Consider the following 16,327-nt stretch of genomic DNA (forward strand, 5'->3'; position numbering starts at 1 on the left):
CTATCGTGTTTACTCTCTCCCTCCATCCAATCTGTCCATTCGTGAAATTCGAATATCGCCCGATGCGGCGATATCCGGCGCGTTGTGAATACCGGGCTGCAGAGGAGGCAGGCCGAAGGAAAGGTTGCCATCGACTGCATCGGTTGCAGCTCGAGGCATCAACAAGTGGGAGGAATCCATGAGCAAGAATAGAGGCGTCGTTTATTTGCGGCCGGGCAAGGTCGAGGTTCGCGATCTCGACGATCCGAAACTGGAAGCGCCCGATGGCCGCCGCATCGAACACGGCGTCATTCTGAAGGTAATATCGACCAACATCTGCGGCTCCGACCAGCACATGGTCCGTGGCCGTACCACGGCAATGCCGGGTCTGGTCCTCGGCCACGAGATCACCGGCGAGATCATCGAGAAAGGCATCGACGTCGAGATGCTCGACATCGGCGATATCGTCTCGGTACCCTTCAATGTCGCCTGCGGCCGTTGCCGCTGCTGCAAGTCCCAGGATACCGGTGTCTGCCTCACCGTAAACCCGTCCCGCGCCGGTGGCGCTTATGGTTATGTCGACATGGGCGGCTGGATCGGCGGACAGGCGCGCTACGTCACCATCCCCTATGCGGATTTCAACCTGCTGAAAATCCCCGATCGGGACAAGGCGATGGCGAAGATCCGCGATCTCACCATGCTCTCCGATATTCTGCCCACCGGTTTCCATGGCGCAGTGCGCGCCGGTGTCGGGGTCGGCTCGACCGTCTACGTCGCTGGCGCCGGCCCTGTCGGCCTTGCGGCTGCGGCTTCGGCACGCATCCTCGGCGCCGCGGTCGTCATGATCGGTGACTTCAACAAGGATCGTCTGGCGCATGCGGCGAGGGTCGGTTTCGAACCGATCGATCTCTCCAAGAGCGACCGTCTTGGCGACATGATCGCCCAGGTCGTCGGCAGCAACGAGGTGGATAGCGCCATCGATGCGGTCGGCTTCGAGGCACGCGGCCATTCGGGCGGCGAACAGCCTGCGATCGTGCTCAACCAGATGATGGAGATTACCCGAGCCGCAGGCTCGATCGGTATTCCCGGCCTCTACGTCACCGAGGATCCGGGCGCCGTCGACAATGCCGCCAAACACGGCAATCTTGCGCTCCGCTTCGGTCTCGGCTGGGCCAAGGCGCAATCTTTCCACACCGGCCAGACGCCGGTGCTCAAATACAATCGTCAGCTCATGCAGGCGATCCTCCACGACCGGCTGCCCATTGCCGATATCGTCAATGCCAAGGTCATCCCGCTCGACGATGCCGCCGCTGGATATGAGAGCTTCGACCATGGAGCCGCGATGAAATATGTCCTCGATCCGCATGGAGACGTCGCGAAAGCCGCATAGCGGCACGATCGAAGATAGCCCTGATGGGATGGTCGGCCGCAAACCGGCCATCCTTCATTTATCAAGCATTTACTGCGAAACTACTGGATGCTGAACGGGAAATATTTTGCGTTGATCATGTCATAGGTCCCGTCCGCCTTGATGCTCTTCAACGCTTCGTTCAAGCGCGTAAGACGTTCCTTGTCATCCAGGCGCAACGCGATGCCGGCACCTTCACCGAAGTATGTGACGTCGACCAGATCCGGTCCTTTGAACTCGCAGCAGGTTCCAGCCTTCGTATTGGCGATCCAGTCGTAGATGGCGAGTTTGTCTTCCAGAATGATATCGACACTGCCGTCCGACAGCCCCTTGTACAATTCAGGCGAAGACCGAAAGACCTTCTTTTTCATCTCCGGATAGAGATGGTTGGCGTAGGATTCCTGCGCTGTCGACGACGTCACCCCGAGAATCTTGCCGCTGAGGGCGGCGGGGCTGACATCGCTGATCGACGAATCTTTCCGAGCGATGAACACGGACGGGCTGTTGTAGTATTTTTCAGTGAAAGCAACCTTTTGACGCCGCTCGAGGCTCATCGACATGGATGAGATGATCGCGTCGTATTTATCGGCAACGAGATCGGGAATTATGTCGTCCCACTTCTCGATGATGAACTGGCATTCGAACTTGCCGACCTCGCAAAGGGCGTTGGCAACATCGATGTCGAAGCCTTGAAGCTTGTTGTTTGCATCGACGTAATTAAAGGGCGGAAATGCCCCTTCGACGGCAATCCTCATCGGCGTACGATCTTGCGCGGTCGCCTGGATTGGCGCGGCCGCGATCAATAACATACCCAAGCCCCCCGCAATCAGTGCTCCGCGCAACATAGTCTGAAGGGATATGCGCAGCATCGGGAGCTCCTTGGGGCGTATTCGATCTCGCCCATAATGCGCCGTAGCTTTTAATTCTACGTGAACGCTTCTTTGTTAGCGTCGGCGAATACGCCCGTGTCGTGGTGTCCAGGGGTCTAGGCTTGCAAATCGTTGTTCCTTCCAGCTCCAATACGTTTCAGCAATCCTGGATCGCCTCGGGAAGAATTCTCTTTCTGATCGCCGTCAGCGGCCTTGGAGCGATTGGACTTGTCGTGCTTTCGGCGCTGTGGGCAGGAACCGAGAGTGACGCTGCCGCCCTTGATCGCCAACGCCAGCTTGTAAATGCGCGCCTGCGCGAACAGGTCGATCAGGTCGCGCATGTTATCGGTCAGTTCGGCAATGGCTACCTCACACGTGTTTATCCTGCCGCCCGATCAACCGGAGGCTCCTCAAGCCTCGAGGCAGTACTGACGGCGGCGGCCGGAAGTGCGATCAGCCAGACCGCAATGTCCGCCTTCGGCTACGACCAGGCTTTCGTCGTCGACGAGAAGGCTCAACTGCTCATGCTGTCGGACGCCCAGACGGAAAAGCGTTATCGCTGGATGAAGCCTCTCTTTTTGCCTCTCCTTCAGGATGCCCGCCTTGGGGTGAGACAAGGGACGGTTTCCGAACGAACGCCGTCCTCGATGGAAAGCCGCCTTGCGAACGCAACCCGCTCCAACCGTGCCTTGGCCAATCTGATGCGGCTGGAAGGCCGGCCGACGATCGTCGGCGTCGTCGCCATCAACGAGGCCGACCAGGGACAGCAGCAGCCGACGCGGCAATTCCTGATCGTCGTTCGGTTTATCGATGGTGCGGCGCTGGACGAATTGAGCCGGCAACAAGGTCTCAACGGCGCGCGCTTCGCGCGCACCGCCGATGCGGACGAAAACGAGGTTGCGTTTCAGATCGACGCCACGGCAAACGGCGAACCGATCGGCTTCATCGTCTGGCGGCCCGATCTTCCGGGTTCAAGAGTGATCGGCCGCTTGATGCCGGCGCTTTCGATTGCCGCCCTGGTGATCGCCATCCTGTTCTCGGTCCTGCTGGTGCGCCTGCGAAGCAGTCTCGGCGAATTGAAGAAAAGCGAGCTGCATGCACGGCAGCTTGCCCTGCATGATGTGCTGACCGACCTTCCCAATCGCGCCTTGTTCGCCATCCGGTTCGACGAGTGCCTGGCCGAGACAAAAAATTCGGCCGAGCGCTCGGCAGTTGCGCTTCTCGACCTCGACCGCTTCAAAGCCGTGAACGACACGTTCGGCCATGCGGCCGGCGATGAACTCATCAGGATGGCTGCGGAGCGGATCCGCTCCATACTGCGTCCAGGCGACACGCTTGCCCGGCTCGGAGGGGACGAATTTGCCCTGCTTCTCCGGGACATCAAAGACCATGATCAAGTTTTGCCGGCAATCTGCGAAGCGATCGTTGCCGAACTTGGCAAGCCCTTCCCGCTTTTGCGAGGCGAGGCGGTCGCCCGCGTCGGCGGCTCGATCGGCGTAACCGTTGTTCCGGATGCCGGCCGGAATGCCGACGACATCATGCGCTACGCCGACGTCGCGCTTTACGAGGCCAAGATGGGCGGGAGAGGTCAATGGCGCGTCTATTCGCCGTCCATGGACGGCGGCAGGAATGCGCGCGACATTCTCAAAAACGAATTGCGCGAAGTTCTGGCTAAAAGCATGGCCTCATCCGGCGACGGTCCACGCTCAGATCCGGCTGCAAACAGGCCGGATTTCGGATCGCTCGAGGTATATTACCAAACCGTGCATCGTGCCGAGGGCGGATACTCGGCGTCGGGCGCGGAAGCTCTGGTGCGCTGGCGTCACAGTCAGCGTGGACTGTTGACGCCTGCCAGCTTCATCCCTGTCGCCGAGGAGGGTGGTCTCATCGACGCTCTCGGTTTCTGGGTATTGCGCGAAGCCTGCCGAGCCGCCTGCAAATGGCCTGAAGATACGTTCGTTGCCGTCAATGTATCTCCCGCCCAGTTAAGAAGACCGAATTTTGCCGAGGAAGTCTTCGCCGTGCTTCAGGAGAGCGGGCTGCCGCCATCCCGGCTCGAACTCGAGCTCACCGAATCCTCGCTCATCGAGGATAACTCGGACGTCTATTCAGTGCTGAAGTCGCTGCGCAGTCGGGGTATTCAGATTTCGCTCGACGATTTCGGGACCGGATTTTCATGCCTCAGCCACCTGATGCGCTTCGATATCGACCGCATCAAGATCGATCGTTCCTTCGTCTCGCTGCTCGGCACAAAAGCCAACGGGGCAGCTATCATTGGCGCTATCGTCGCGCTCAGCCGCAACCTCGGGATCTCGACGACTGCGGAAGGGGTTGAAACCGAATATCAACGCGACTTTCTGGCCGCCCTCGGCTGCACCGACCTCCAAGGCTACTTCTTCTCCAAACCAGTTCCTCTTCGTGAACTCGATTGTTTCCGGGAACCTGAAAGCACCACTCGATTACTGACGATCGCTCCGGGCGCCGTTGCCTGAAAGGCTTCTGCTCTTCCGCTGGTTAGAGGAACTTTCGCCCAGCGCGGCGGTTGACGCCTGAAAACCGAATGGAGGATGTGATGGGCGAGGTCGGGGAGTGGCGGCATCTTTGTGTCGACATGCAGCGGATGTTTGCCGAGGACACGCCGTGGCACGTTCCCTGGATGGCACGGGTCTCTCCCCAGATCGAAGAGCTGGCCGGGCGGCACCCTTCCCGAACGATCTTTACCCGTTTCGTGCCACCCGCACATGCCGACGACATGACGGGAAAATGGAGGGATTATTACCAGAAATGGTGGATGATGACGGGCGAACATCTTCCCCGCAGCTTCATCGATCTCGCCTCATCGCTGGCGTCGCTGGTTCCGCCGGCAAGGCACTTCGACAAACGCACCTATTCCCCTTGGATCGACGGGCGTCTTCATCCGATCCTTCAGTCGGAGCGGGTCGATACCCTCGTCATCACCGGCGGTGAAACGGACGTCTGCGTGCTTGCCACGACACTCGGCGCCATCGATCTCGCCTATCGAGTCATCGTGCTGAAGGATGCCGTCTGCAGTGGCGCCGACGATACGCATGACGCCTCACTGGAACTCCTGCACGATCGGTTTTCCGTGCAGCTTGAACTCATGGAGACCGAGGAGTTTTTGAGAGGCGTTGCTTAAAAGCGCGTCGCACCCAGCGTCACGCCGCTTGCCTGATGGAAATCGCCCCAGTGGGTGAGACCGCTTCAATTAGCTCGACGCTGCTGTCGTTGCCATGCAGCGGCGAAGAACGGAATCATGCGATTTCCTCTTCGAGTATCTTCACCGGCCGGTCCCACTGGATCAGCACGACACAGCCGGTATCGCTCCAGACCGAATGCTCGCTGCCGGGTGCATTGACGATATAACTGCCGCCGATGTAATCGCCCGTCTCGTCGGATTGAACACCATCGAGCACCAGGATGGTCTCGAGCCCCTCGTGGAGATGGCGGGGAACGGAGGCGCCGGGCTCATATTTCAACAGCGCCACGCCCGGCTGGTCGCCCTCGAAGGGGCGGATCCAGTGAATGGTGACATTCTCGCGGAAAGGGACGAATTCCACTTCCTTCCAGCCGCCTGATGTCAGCAGTTCGCGGGTCGTTTCAGGCATTGGCAATGCTTTCCAGAATGTCGTCGACATGGGCGGTCCAGCCGACGATAGCACCCTGGGCGCGGATCATGGCGATGGCTGCGGCTTTGAATTCGGGGAAATAGCTTTCCGTCGCCTCCTCGGCGAGCAGGCATTCATAGCCGCGGTCGTTTGCTTCGCGCATGGTCGTCTGCACGCAGACTTCGGTGGTGACGCCGGCAAAGACGAGCTGACTGATACCCTTCTGCTGCAACATGGCGCCAAGCTCGGTAGCGTAGAAGGCGCCCTTGCCGGGTTTTTCGATGATGATTTCCCCCTTCACAGGAGCAAGTTCCGGAAGAATCGCCGTGCCGGGTTCGCCTGAGATCAGGATGCGGCCCATCGGGCCTTCGTCGCCGATCCTGAGCGAAGGATTGCCGCGGTCGCGTTTCGCCGGCGGCAGGTCGGACAGGTCCGGCCGGTGGCACTCCATCGTATGGATCACAGGCAGGCCGGCATTGCGGAAGCCCTGGATGAGGCGTTTGACATCAGGCACGATGCGGGTGATGCGGCTGACATCGTTACCAAGGCTTGCACCGAAGCCGCCGGCTTCGGCGAAATCGCGCTGCATGTCGATGACGATAAGGGCGAGTTCATCGTGCCTCACCGGAAAAGCGAAAGGTTCGGCTTTAATCCCCACCATCAGTGATGCCCCGCCATGTGGGCGCCGATCACGCCGATATCGGCCGAACGCGCCGGTGTCTCGTAAACCAGCCTGCCTTCCGAAATGACCATGATGCGATCGGACATTTCGAGCAGTTCGTCGAGGTCTTCGGAGAGCAGCAGCACGGCAGCACCCAAATTGCGCGCCTTCATGATGCGGGCGCGGATTTCGGCAACGGCCGAGAAATCGAGACCGAAACACGGGTTGGAGACGATGAGCAGATCGACGTCGCCGGTCAGCTCGCGGGCGAGCACCGCCCGCTGCACGTTGCCGCCTGAAAGCGCTGCAATCGGCGAGGAGGAAGAGGCGGTCCTGACCTTGAAGTCGGAGATCAGCGCCGACGCACGCTTCTTCATGCTGGCCCTGTTCAACCAGATCGCGTCCTTGCCGTCCGGCTTCAAGTCGAAGGTGCGGAACGCAAGGTTCTCGCTCACCGTCATCTTCGGCGCGCAGGCATTCTGCAACGGCTCCTCGGGGATAAAACGCACCCTGTTCTTGCGGGTCTCGTCGCGGGTTGCGCCGTAAGCCTCGCCATTGACCATGACCTGGCCGCTATCGGTCGGGCGCTGGCCGGCGAGGATTTCCGTCAGTTCCTTCTGGCCATTGCCCGATATGCCGGCGATGCCGACGATCTCGCCGGAGCGCACCGTAAGCTCGTCGATTTCGATCGTTTTCAGGCCGGAACGATCCGGGGCTTTCACCCGGCTTACGGACAGCACCGGCCTTGCCGCTTCCGCCACCGGCAGGCGGCTGTCGAGTTCGGCGAGCTTGACGTCGCCGATCATCATCGCCGCCATATCTGATGTGGAGAGCTCACCGACGTTGCCGGCACCGACCAGTTTGCCGCGCCGCAGGATCGAGACGGCATCGGCGAATTTCGTCACTTCGTGGAATTTGTGAGAAATCATCAGCACGGTGAGTTCGCCGCGCTCGGTCATCCCGCGCACGATGCCGAGCATCTCGTCTGCCTCCGCCGGCGTCAGCACCGAGGTCGGCTCGTCGAGAACGAGGAAGGAGCGGCCGAGGTAGAGCTGCTTGACGATTTCGAGCTTCTGTTTTTCGCCGGCGGCAAGCTGGCTCACCGGCCTGTCGAGCGGGATCTTGAACGGCATGCGCTCCATGAAACCCGCCAGATCCTTGCGTTCCCCGGCCCAGTTGATCACCGCAGGTACTTCGGCACGGCTGATGACCAGGTTTTCCGCGCCGGTCAGAGAGGGAACCAAGGTGAAATGCTGGTAGACCATACCGAGCCCGTAGGTCGCGGCATCCTTGGGTGAGCCGATCGCTACCTCGCGGCCGTCGACCGACAGCGAGCCTGACGTGGCGTGATAGAAGCCCATGATGCATTTGACAAGCGTCGACTTGCCGGCGCCGTTTTCGCCGAGAAGCGCGTGAAAAGAGCCGGCCGGAACGGCGATCGAGACGTTGTCGAGCGCGGTAAAGCTGCCGAAGCGCATGGTCATGCCGAGCGTATCGATACCGATCGCCTTGCCGGCCTTGGGAAGGGGCGTGTCGCGAACGGTGCTCATGACAGCTGGCTCACAAAGGTTTCGGAATTGGAGACCGAGCCGAAGACGCCGCCCTGCATCTTCACCATCTTGATGGCGGCGAGGTGGTTTCCATAGTCCGTCGCCCCACAGCAGTCCTCCAGCAGCAGGCATTCGTAGCCGCGGTCGTTCGCCTCGCGCATCGTCGTCGAGACGCAGACATCGGTGGTGATTCCCGTGAGGATGATGTTCTCGATGCGCTTCTGGTTGAGGATGAGCTCAAGATCGGTGGCGCAGAACGAACCCTTGCCGGGCTTGTCGATGATTGTCTCGCCTTCGGTCGGGTAGAGTTCGGGGATGATGTCCCAGCCGGGTTCGCCACGCGTCAGGATGCGGCCGCAGGGGCCGGGATCCCCTATGCCGGCGCCGATCCGCCGCGAGCGCCAGCGTTTGTTGGCCGGCAGATCGGCGAGGTCGGGGCGATGGCCCTCGCGCGTATGGATGATGTGGTAGCCCTTGGCCCGCATGGCGGCAAGCACGCGTTTGATGGGTTCGATCGGCGCCTGCACCAGCGACAGGTCGTAGCCCATGTGGTCGACATAGCCGCCTTTGCCACAGAAATCCGTCTGCATGTCGATGATGATGAGGGCGGTGTTATCAGGCCTGAGAGCGCCGTTATAGGGCCACGGATACGGATCGGCGTCGATAAAACGCCCTTTGGTTTCGACCATCGCGTCCATCATTCTCTCTCCTATTCCGCGGCAGATTTGTTGAGACCGCCAAGTCCGTTCATCACAAGGCTCCGTTATTTCGTCAGCGACAGCGCGCCCGGCGCACCGGCGAGCGAGCGGGTGGGCGAGGAGGTGGCAATCAGGATGATGAGGGTGAGGACATAAGGGGCAGCGTAGAAGAGGTAGTAGCCTTGTGTGACGCCGACCGATTGCAGCGCCGGGCCGAGCGCGCCGGCACCGCCGAAAAGCAGGGCGGCGAGGAAGCAGCCGATTGGGTTCCAGCGCGCGAAGATCACTAGGGCCACGGCCATCAGGCCCTGACCCGACGAGATGCCTTCGTTCCACGAGCCCGGATAATAGAGCGAAAGGTAGGCGCCGCCGATCGCCGCCAGCGAGCCGCCCGCGGCCGTCGCCAGCAGGCGAACCCGGTCAGGGTCGATGCCCATGGCCCGGGCCGCGTCGGTGCTATCGCCGACGACGCGCAGGATCAGACCGATGCGGGTGTTCTTGAAGGCCCAGAACAGGAAGAGAGCAAGTGCGGCGCCGATGAAGAACAGCACGTTGATATTGAGCGCCGCCTGTAGCTGCGGCATGCTCGACCAGCCTCCGAGCGCGATCGAGGGCAGTTTCGGCGCCACGGGTTGAATGAAGGATTTGCCGAGGAAGAACGCCATGCCGAGACCGAACTGCATCATGGCAATGCCGATGGCGATGTCATTGACCTTGGGGAATTTGCAGATCCAGCCGTGGATGACGCCGAAGATCGCGCCGGCCATCATCGCGGCCACCACGCCGAGGGTCGGTGAGCCAGTCATGACGGCCACCGCATAAGCCGTCATGGCGCCGAAGACCAGCGTGCCTTCCAGGCCGAGATTGATGCGGCCGGAGCGTTCGGTGATCGTCTCGCCGAGGCTAACGAAGATGAACGGGGTGGAAACGCGGATGGCGCCTGCAAAGATCGCCAGCGGCACGCCCCAGATGCCGATGCCTGTCTCTTCCATCAGAGGCTCCTTTTCCAGAGATCGGGATTGAAGATCTTAAAGCGGCCGTAGAATGTCTCGCAGAAAAGAATAACGATGAAGAGCGTTCCCTGCAGCACCAGAACGGTCGCATCCGGCAGGCCCATGCGCCGCTGGATGAGGCCGCCCGAGGCTTCGATGCCGCCGAGCAGGATCGCCACTGGAATGATCGCCAGCGGATTGTGCCTGGCGAGGAAGGCGACGAGGATGCCGGTATAACCGTAGCCCGCCGCAAGCGAAGCATTGGCACTTCCCTGCACCGCCGCCACTTCGATCATGCCCGCCAGACCGGCAAAGCTGCCGGCAAGTGCGGTAAATCCCGCGATCAGCTTGCCGACCGGCAGCCCCTGGATCTGGGCGGCTCGCACGTTGCCGCCGGCGATGCGGGCGGCAAAACCGTAGCTCGTCGCCTCGATCACGATCCACGAGACCATGCAGGCGAGGATGCCGATGACAAGACCCCAATGCACGTCCATGCCGGGTATATTGCCGAGCATGTATTCCGCCGGCAGCGGCCTGGTCGACGGCTTGTTGAGGCTTGCCGGATCGCGGAGCACCCCTTCGACGAACTGGTTCATCAGGGCAATGGCGATATAGGAGAGCAGCAGCGACGATATGGTTTCGTTGACGCCGCGGTAGTGGCGCAGGAACCCGGCGAGGCCGATCCAGATGCCGCCGACCACCATGGCCGCCATCGCCATCAGAACGAGGGTGAGGAAGACCGGCGCGGTGCCGGCGAGCGGCAGAGCCATGGCTGCGGCAGCAACGCCGCCCAACACAACCGCTCCTTCCCCGCCGATGATGACGAGGCCGAGACGGGCGGGCAGGGCGACGCAGAGTGCCGTCAGGAGAAGGGGTGCGGCACGGCTTAGGCTGTTTTGCACCGAAAACCAGCTGCCGAAGCCGCCGGTGTACATCAGTTGGAAGAGGGTGGCCGGCGACTTGCCGACCGCCAGGATGAAGAGGGAGAAAAGCGCAAGACCGATCAGGATGGCCGCGAGGCCGATGACGATCGGCTCGGCTCGCCGCGCGGTCCATTCGAGGACCGGGCGCAGCGAAGCCGGTTTTCCCGCGATCGATATTGCAGGATTGGCCTCGATGGTCATGGCGCTTCTCCCTTCGCGGTTTACGATGTGGACCCGACGACGCCCTCGACCAGATAATTCATGCTTTCGAGCTCGATCGCGTCTTCAGCGTAGCTCTTGTCTGCAGCCACGGCGGTGTCGCCCTTGTTGTCCTTCAACGGTCCCTTGAAAACCGAGAAGCCGCCCTTCATCATGTCCGCCTGCGTGGCTTCGAAGGCCTTGCGGCCCTCTGCGGACACGCCGGGGCCGAGCGCGCTCATCTTGACGAAGCCGTCCTTCAGGCCGCCGCGCACGAAATTGCCGAGCTTTTCGCCGGCCTGCGCCTTCTTGACGAAGTCGCCATAGACGTTGCCCCAGGCCCATTCGGCGCCCGTGAGGTACTTTTCGGGAGCGAGCGGGCTCTGGTTGGCGTGATAGCCGCAGACGAAGGCGCCGCGGCCCGCGGCCGTCTCGACAACCACTTTCGGGCTATCGACGTGGCAGGTGATGACGTCGGCGCCTTGGTCGACCAAGGCGTTGGTGGCTTCGGCCTCCTTGACGGCGAGCGACCACTCGCCGGTGAAGATTACCTGGCAGGTGATAGCAGGGTCGACTGCGCGCGCGCCGAGCAGGAAGGCGTTGATGTTCTGCAGAACCTGCGGGATCGGCTTGGCGGCGACAAAGCCGATCTTCTTGCTCTTCGTCGCATGGCCGGCGACGATGCCGTTCAGATACTGGCCCTGGAAGATATAGCCGAAATAGGAGCCCGTATTGGCCGGGTGCTTGCCTTCCTGCCAGAGGCCGCCGCAATGGCGGAACTGAACGTCGGGATGTTTAGCGGCCATGGCCAGCATGTGTGGGTCGAAATAGCCGAAGGAGGTCGGAAACAGCAGGGTCGCACCGTCGAGATTGATCATCGACTCCATGGTCTTCTGAACATCGACGGTCTCCGGAACGTTCTCTTCTTCGACCAGCGTCACGCCCGGCAGCGCCTTGACCACGGCGGCGCCTTCCGCATGCGCCTGGTTGTAGCCGTAGTCGTCCTTGGGGCCGACATAGATGAAGCCGATGGTCAGCGCGGTTTGGGCCGCTGCGGAGGAGCCGATCAGGCCCGGTATGGCGCTGGCCAGCGCTCCGGCAGCGGAAGCCTGCAGGAAATTGCGGCGGTTCATGGAAAGGAGTTTGGTCATTGGAATGCTCCTTGCGGCGCTGGGCCGGTTTGCGAAACAGGACAGTAAAGTGCATGCAATGCTCATGCCAGAACCCAATTTATTGTTTTTTATATATTATTTTTGGAGTAGCAGCCTGTATTGTTTAAAGTGCATGCAGATTGACCGCAGTAACGCATAAAAAATAATCATGAACTGTTTTTTGCTCAATCTAGGTGCGCAGTCAGCGAGTCGACAAGCTGTTGCGGACTGTGCCTTGCATCGGAAAGTGAAAATCTAACAATATCTTCGCCACGTAGTTTGACTTATGGCGTGCTGAGCGGCATCTGTATGCAGAGTGTTGACGTGAGCAGATTCGTATCGTGAAGCAGGCCAAACGCAGAGAAATCATCCGCACCGGAACCACCGTCGAACAGATGGTGAGGGCGATCTCCGACATGATCGTCACAGGCGAAATCCTGCCGGGCGGAAAGCTGGACGAGGTGTCGCTCGCGGTTCGTTTCGACGTTTCGCGCACACCGGTCAGAGAAGCCTTGCGTGAGCTCAGCGCCATGGGATTGGTTGCGCGCGAACCAAACCGCAGTGCCGTCGTTACCAATGTCACCGAGGCTTATCTGCATTCGATGTTCGAGGCGATGGCGGAACTCGAAGCGATCTGTGCCAGGCTCTCGGCCGAGCGTATGACGGTCGATGAGCGGCGGGCGCTGGAACTGGATCATCGGGGATCGGTGAAGCTCGTGCATGCCGGCGCGGAAGAGGAATATTCGGCTCACAACACCGAATTTCACACCCGGCTTTATCGCGGCGCGCATAACGATCATGTCTTCGAGATGGTGACTCAGACGCGGGCGCGGCTCGCGGCTTTTCGGCGGGCGCAGTTCCGTCTGCCCGGACGTCTGGCGAAATCCTATGAAGAGCACGGCCGGATCGTGACTGCAATCATGCGCGCGGACGCAGCCGCCGCGGGGCAGGCGGCATATTCCCACGTGGAAATTGTCAGCGATGCCAGCGCGGTATTTGCAACGGCCGAGGAGTAAGCAGGCTGCGACCGGTCAATCACGCCGTTGTTTCCGGTCTCTACTCCGCGACTTCGATGAAGCGGTGGCGTTCGTAAAGGAACTTCAGCACGGCCTCCCGGCATTTGAGATATGTCCGGTCGGAGGCGAGTTCGATGCGATTGCGGGGACGAGACATGGTCACATCGAGCACTTCGCCTATGCGGGCCGCCGGGCCGTTGGTCATCATCACGATGCGGTCGGAGAGCAGCACCGCCTCATCGACGTCATGGGTGATCATCACCATCGTGTTGCCGAGCCGGGCGTGGATTTCCATCACTGCGTCCTGAAGATGGGCGCGGGTCAGCGCATCCAGCGCACCGAAAGGCTCGTCGAGCAGCAAGATCTTCGGCTCCATCGAAAGCGCGCGGGCAATGCCGACGCGCTGTTTCATGCCACCGGAAATTTCCGAAGGCCGCTTATCCCTCGCATGCGCCATTTGCACAAGGTCGAGGTTGGCCATGACCCAGTCATGCCGCTCGGCCTTGGTCTTCGTTCGGTTGAAGAGCTTGGAGACGGCCAGATTGACGTTCTCGTAAACCGTCAGCCAAGGCAGCAGGGAGTGGTTCTGGAAAACGACGGCGCGTTCGGGACCGGGTCCGTTGACCTCACGATTTTCGAGGAGCACGGCGCCGGCGGAAACCGGGGTCAGGCCGGCAATGAGGTTGAGCAGAGTGGATTTGCCACAGCCCGAATGGCCGATGATCGAGACGAATTCGCCCGCGGAGATCGTCAGGTTGATGTCTTTCAAAACCTCGGCGCGCACGCCGCTGCGATCGAAATGTTTGTCGATATGATCGAGCTTCAGATAGGCATTCATCGGGACGTACCTTAGTTGGCGGTGGCGCCGCGCGTGATGAGTTTGCCGAGCGCAGCCACCAGCTTGTCGAGTGCGAAGCCGACGATACCGATATAGGCGAGCGCGACGATGATGTCCGGCAGGCGCGACGAATTCCATGCGTCCCAGATGAAGAAACCGATGCCGACGCCGCCGGTCAGCATTTCGGCCGCGACGATGGCGAGCCAAGAGAGGCCGACTCCGATCCTCAGGCCGGTGAAGATGTAGGGGGCCGCCGATGGCAGCATGATCTTCCAGAAAAACTCGAACTGATTGAGCCGCAGCACCTCGGCAACGTTGCGGTAGTCCTGCGGGATATTACGTACGCCGACGGCGGTGTTGATAATCACCGGCCAGATCGAGGTGATGAAGATGACGAAAATCGCGGAAGGGTTGGAATCCTGGAAGGCTGCGAGCGATAGCGGCAACCAGGCGAGCGGCGGAACCGTTCGCAACACCTGGAAGATCGGATCGAGACCGCGCATTGCCCAGACCGATTGGCCGATGATCGCTCCGACGATAACGCCGGTGACGGAGGCCAAGCCAAAACCATAGAGCACGCGTTGCAGCGAAACGAGCACGCGCCAGCCAAGCCCGATATCCTGGGAGCCGTTGTTGAAGAACGGATAGGCGATCAGGTCGTAGCTCTCCTGCCAGACCCGATGCGGCGAGGGCAAGGACGCATCCGGCGATGAACAGAGCGCCTGCCAGAAGAGCAGGATGAGTGCCAGCACCACGGCTGGCGGAACGACGTTGCGAAACGTGGCGGTTGCCGCATGACGAAAATCGATCCGTGATCTTTGCTTGCCGGATAATGGCAGAATTTTTGCCGCCGGCTTGGCAGAGACGGCAGTGGAGGGATTTGCTTTATTTGCCAGGGCGGACATCGACGCGCTCCTCACATGAACGAAAGGCCGGCGCGCCCGTGGCGCGCCGGAGGCGGGGTTAGGAGACAACCTTGATCGAAAGGCTGTCGAGATAGGCGGAAGGATTTTCAGGGTCGAAGATCTTGCCGTCGAAGAAGGTCTCCTTGCCACGGGAAGACGAGGCGGGAATATCGGCCGCCGCGACACCGAGATCCTTGGCGGCCTCGCGCCAGATATCTTCACGGTTCACCTGGTTGACCAGCGCCTTGATGTCGGTACTCGCCGGCAGATTTCCCCAGCGGATGTTTTCCGTCATGAACCAGGTATCGTGGCTCTTGAACGGATAGGAGGCGCCGTCTTTCCAGAACTTCATGTAGAGGTCGGTGGCCTTAACCTCGCGGCCGTTGCCATAATTGATGTCTCCCTTGAGGCGGCCGAGCACGTCCTTCGTCGGAACGTTGAACCATTGGCGCTTGCCGAGAATGTCCGCCATCTCCGCCTTGTTATCCATGCTCTCGCACCACTGCTGGGCCTCCATGACAGCCATCAGCAAGGCCTTGGCCGCATTGGGATTCTTTTCGATCCATTCGGCGCGGAGCCCCAGCGCCTTTTCGGGATGACCCTTCCAGAGCTCGCCGGTGGTAGCCGCGGTGAAGCCGATGCCTTGGTTGACGAGCTGCTCGTTCCACGGTTCGCCCACACAGAAGACGTCCATGTTGCCGACCTTCATATTGGCAACCATCTGCGGCGGCGGCACGACGATGGTCGAAACGTCCTTGTTTGGATCGATGCCGCCGGCGGCGAGCCAATAGCGTATCCAGAGGTCGTGTGTGCCGCCCGGGAAGGTCATGGCGGCCTTGATCTCCTTGCCTTCTGCCTTCTTTTTCTCGAACGCGGCCTTCAGCTTCGAGGCATCGAGCTGCACGCCGGTTTCGGCATATTCCTTGGCGACGGAAATGCCCTGGCTGTCGAGGTTGAGGCGGGCGAGGATCGCCATCGGCACCGGCTTATTGTTCTGCGTCACCTTGCCGGTATGCATGAGATAGGGCAGCGGCGAGAGGATATGGGCACCGTCGATACCGTTTGCTGCGCCGCCCAGCACGAGATTGTCGCGGGTCGCGCCCCAGGATGCCTGTTTGGCCACATCCGTTTCCGGAAGGCCATGCTTGTCGAAAAAGCCCTTCTCTCTAGCGATGATCAGCGGCGCGGAATCCGTGAGAGCGATAAAGCCGAGCTTGACGCCTTTCACTTCAGGGCCTGCTCCGGCTGCGAAGGCGCCGGACGGAAAGGCAGTTTTGACGGCGCCGATGAGGGCAGCCGCTGCGGTCGTCTTGAGCATGCTGCGGCGGGTTATGCCTATTGTCGAAATCCCAGTCTTCAAATTCGTTGTCATGCGCAGGTTCCCTCTGCTGGCTGAATTTGGACACAAAAAAACGCCGCTGGAAATTGCGTCCAGGGGATGGGAGCATCCCGGAGAGCAAAGACCTTGCGACGTCGGTGTCTGATGTAGGCGCTTATGCCGCGCCTATCCGCA

The 16,327-nt window shown here is 60.7% G+C and carries 15 protein-coding genes; 4 read left to right on the forward strand and 11 right to left on the reverse strand.

Features of this window, described 5'->3' with window-relative positions:
• Nucleotides 1-178: 178 nt before the first annotated feature.
• Nucleotides 179-1,369 carry a formaldehyde dehydrogenase, glutathione-independent gene (fdhA, locus tag HJB83_RS05160; RefSeq protein ID WP_207584967.1) on the forward strand — a complete coding sequence of 397 codons (1,191 nt, stop codon included), beginning with the start codon at nucleotides 179-181 and terminating at the stop codon, nucleotides 1,367-1,369.
• Nucleotides 1,370-1,449: 80 nt separating this feature from the next.
• Here fdhA and HJB83_RS05165 read toward each other — a convergent pair whose 3' ends face one another.
• Nucleotides 1,450-2,256 (reverse strand): transporter substrate-binding domain-containing protein, encoded by an 807-nt coding sequence (locus tag HJB83_RS05165; RefSeq protein WP_221131365.1) that lies wholly within the window; start codon nucleotides 2,254-2,256, stop codon nucleotides 1,450-1,452.
• Between the two features lie 101 nt (nucleotides 2,257-2,357).
• Here HJB83_RS05165 and HJB83_RS05170 point away from each other — a divergent pair, with 101 nt between their 5' ends.
• A complete protein-coding gene (locus HJB83_RS05170; RefSeq protein ID WP_221131366.1) occupies nucleotides 2,358-4,748 on the forward strand; it encodes an EAL domain-containing protein in 2,391 nt (796 codons plus the stop codon).
• Between the two features lie 80 nt (nucleotides 4,749-4,828).
• The gene (locus HJB83_RS05175; protein WP_207584964.1) at nucleotides 4,829-5,413 is read left to right on the forward strand and encodes a cysteine hydrolase family protein; all 585 of its coding nucleotides are present in this window, start codon (nucleotides 4,829-4,831) and stop codon (nucleotides 5,411-5,413) included.
• A 115-nt stretch (nucleotides 5,414-5,528) separates the two neighbouring features.
• On the opposite strand, the gene HJB83_RS05180 is transcribed toward HJB83_RS05175, so the two are convergent.
• The 7 genes from HJB83_RS05180 to HJB83_RS05210 form a co-directional block, all read right to left on the reverse strand.
• Nucleotides 5,529-5,882: a cupin domain-containing protein gene (locus tag HJB83_RS05180; protein ID WP_221131367.1), complete on the reverse strand. Its 354-nt coding sequence runs from the start codon at nucleotides 5,880-5,882 to the stop codon at nucleotides 5,529-5,531.
• Entirely contained in the window at nucleotides 5,875-6,543 is a 669-nt protein-coding gene (locus HJB83_RS05185; RefSeq protein WP_221131368.1) for a cysteine hydrolase family protein, read from the reverse strand. The genes HJB83_RS05180 and HJB83_RS05185 overlap by 8 nt, the downstream gene beginning before the upstream one ends.
• Complete coding sequence (locus HJB83_RS05190; RefSeq protein WP_221131369.1) at nucleotides 6,543-8,093, reverse strand: ABC transporter ATP-binding protein; 1,551 nt, start codon at nucleotides 8,091-8,093, stop codon at nucleotides 6,543-6,545. The genes HJB83_RS05185 and HJB83_RS05190 overlap by 1 nt, the downstream gene beginning before the upstream one ends.
• On the reverse strand, nucleotides 8,090-8,791 hold the full coding sequence (locus HJB83_RS05195) for a cysteine hydrolase family protein (RefSeq protein ID WP_207585174.1): 702 nt from the start codon (nucleotides 8,789-8,791) through the stop codon (nucleotides 8,090-8,092). Before HJB83_RS05195 ends, HJB83_RS05190 begins: the two co-directional genes overlap by 4 nt.
• Nucleotides 8,792-8,856: 65 nt before the next feature.
• On the reverse strand, nucleotides 8,857-9,783 hold the full coding sequence (locus HJB83_RS05200; protein WP_207584960.1) for an ABC transporter permease: 927 nt from the start codon (nucleotides 9,781-9,783) through the stop codon (nucleotides 8,857-8,859).
• On the reverse strand, nucleotides 9,783-10,907 hold the full coding sequence (locus tag HJB83_RS05205) for an ABC transporter permease (RefSeq protein WP_207584959.1): 1,125 nt from the start codon (nucleotides 10,905-10,907) through the stop codon (nucleotides 9,783-9,785). Before HJB83_RS05205 ends, HJB83_RS05200 begins: the two co-directional genes overlap by 1 nt.
• Nucleotides 10,908-10,927: 20 nt before the next feature.
• Nucleotides 10,928-12,055: a BMP family ABC transporter substrate-binding protein gene (locus tag HJB83_RS05210; protein ID WP_221131370.1), complete on the reverse strand. Its 1,128-nt coding sequence runs from the start codon at nucleotides 12,053-12,055 to the stop codon at nucleotides 10,928-10,930.
• A 341-nt stretch (nucleotides 12,056-12,396) separates the two neighbouring features.
• Here HJB83_RS05210 and HJB83_RS05215 point away from each other — a divergent pair, with 341 nt between their 5' ends.
• Nucleotides 12,397-13,071 (forward strand): GntR family transcriptional regulator, encoded by a 675-nt coding sequence (locus HJB83_RS05215; RefSeq protein ID WP_207584957.1) that lies wholly within the window; start codon nucleotides 12,397-12,399, stop codon nucleotides 13,069-13,071.
• A gap of 40 nt (nucleotides 13,072-13,111) precedes the next feature.
• Here the strand turns inward: HJB83_RS05215 and HJB83_RS05220 are convergent, their stop codons facing one another.
• The 3 genes from HJB83_RS05220 to HJB83_RS05230 are packed head-to-tail and all read right to left on the reverse strand — an operon-like array spanning nucleotide 13,112 to nucleotide 16,186.
• Entirely contained in the window at nucleotides 13,112-13,909 is a 798-nt protein-coding gene (locus HJB83_RS05220; RefSeq protein WP_207584956.1) for an ABC transporter ATP-binding protein, read from the reverse strand.
• Nucleotides 13,910-13,920: 11 nt separating this feature from the next.
• Complete coding sequence (gene ntrB / locus HJB83_RS05225; protein WP_207584955.1) at nucleotides 13,921-14,814, reverse strand: nitrate ABC transporter permease; 894 nt, start codon at nucleotides 14,812-14,814, stop codon at nucleotides 13,921-13,923.
• Nucleotides 14,815-14,872: 58 nt separating this feature from the next.
• Nucleotides 14,873-16,186 carry a CmpA/NrtA family ABC transporter substrate-binding protein gene (locus HJB83_RS05230; protein ID WP_207584954.1) on the reverse strand — a complete coding sequence of 438 codons (1,314 nt, stop codon included), beginning with the start codon at nucleotides 16,184-16,186 and terminating at the stop codon, nucleotides 14,873-14,875.
• Nucleotides 16,187-16,327: the final 141 nt, after the last annotated feature.

This window comes from Rhizobium sp. NZLR11, from assembly GCF_019685115.1.
Lineage (GTDB): Bacteria > Pseudomonadota > Alphaproteobacteria > Rhizobiales > Rhizobiaceae > Rhizobium.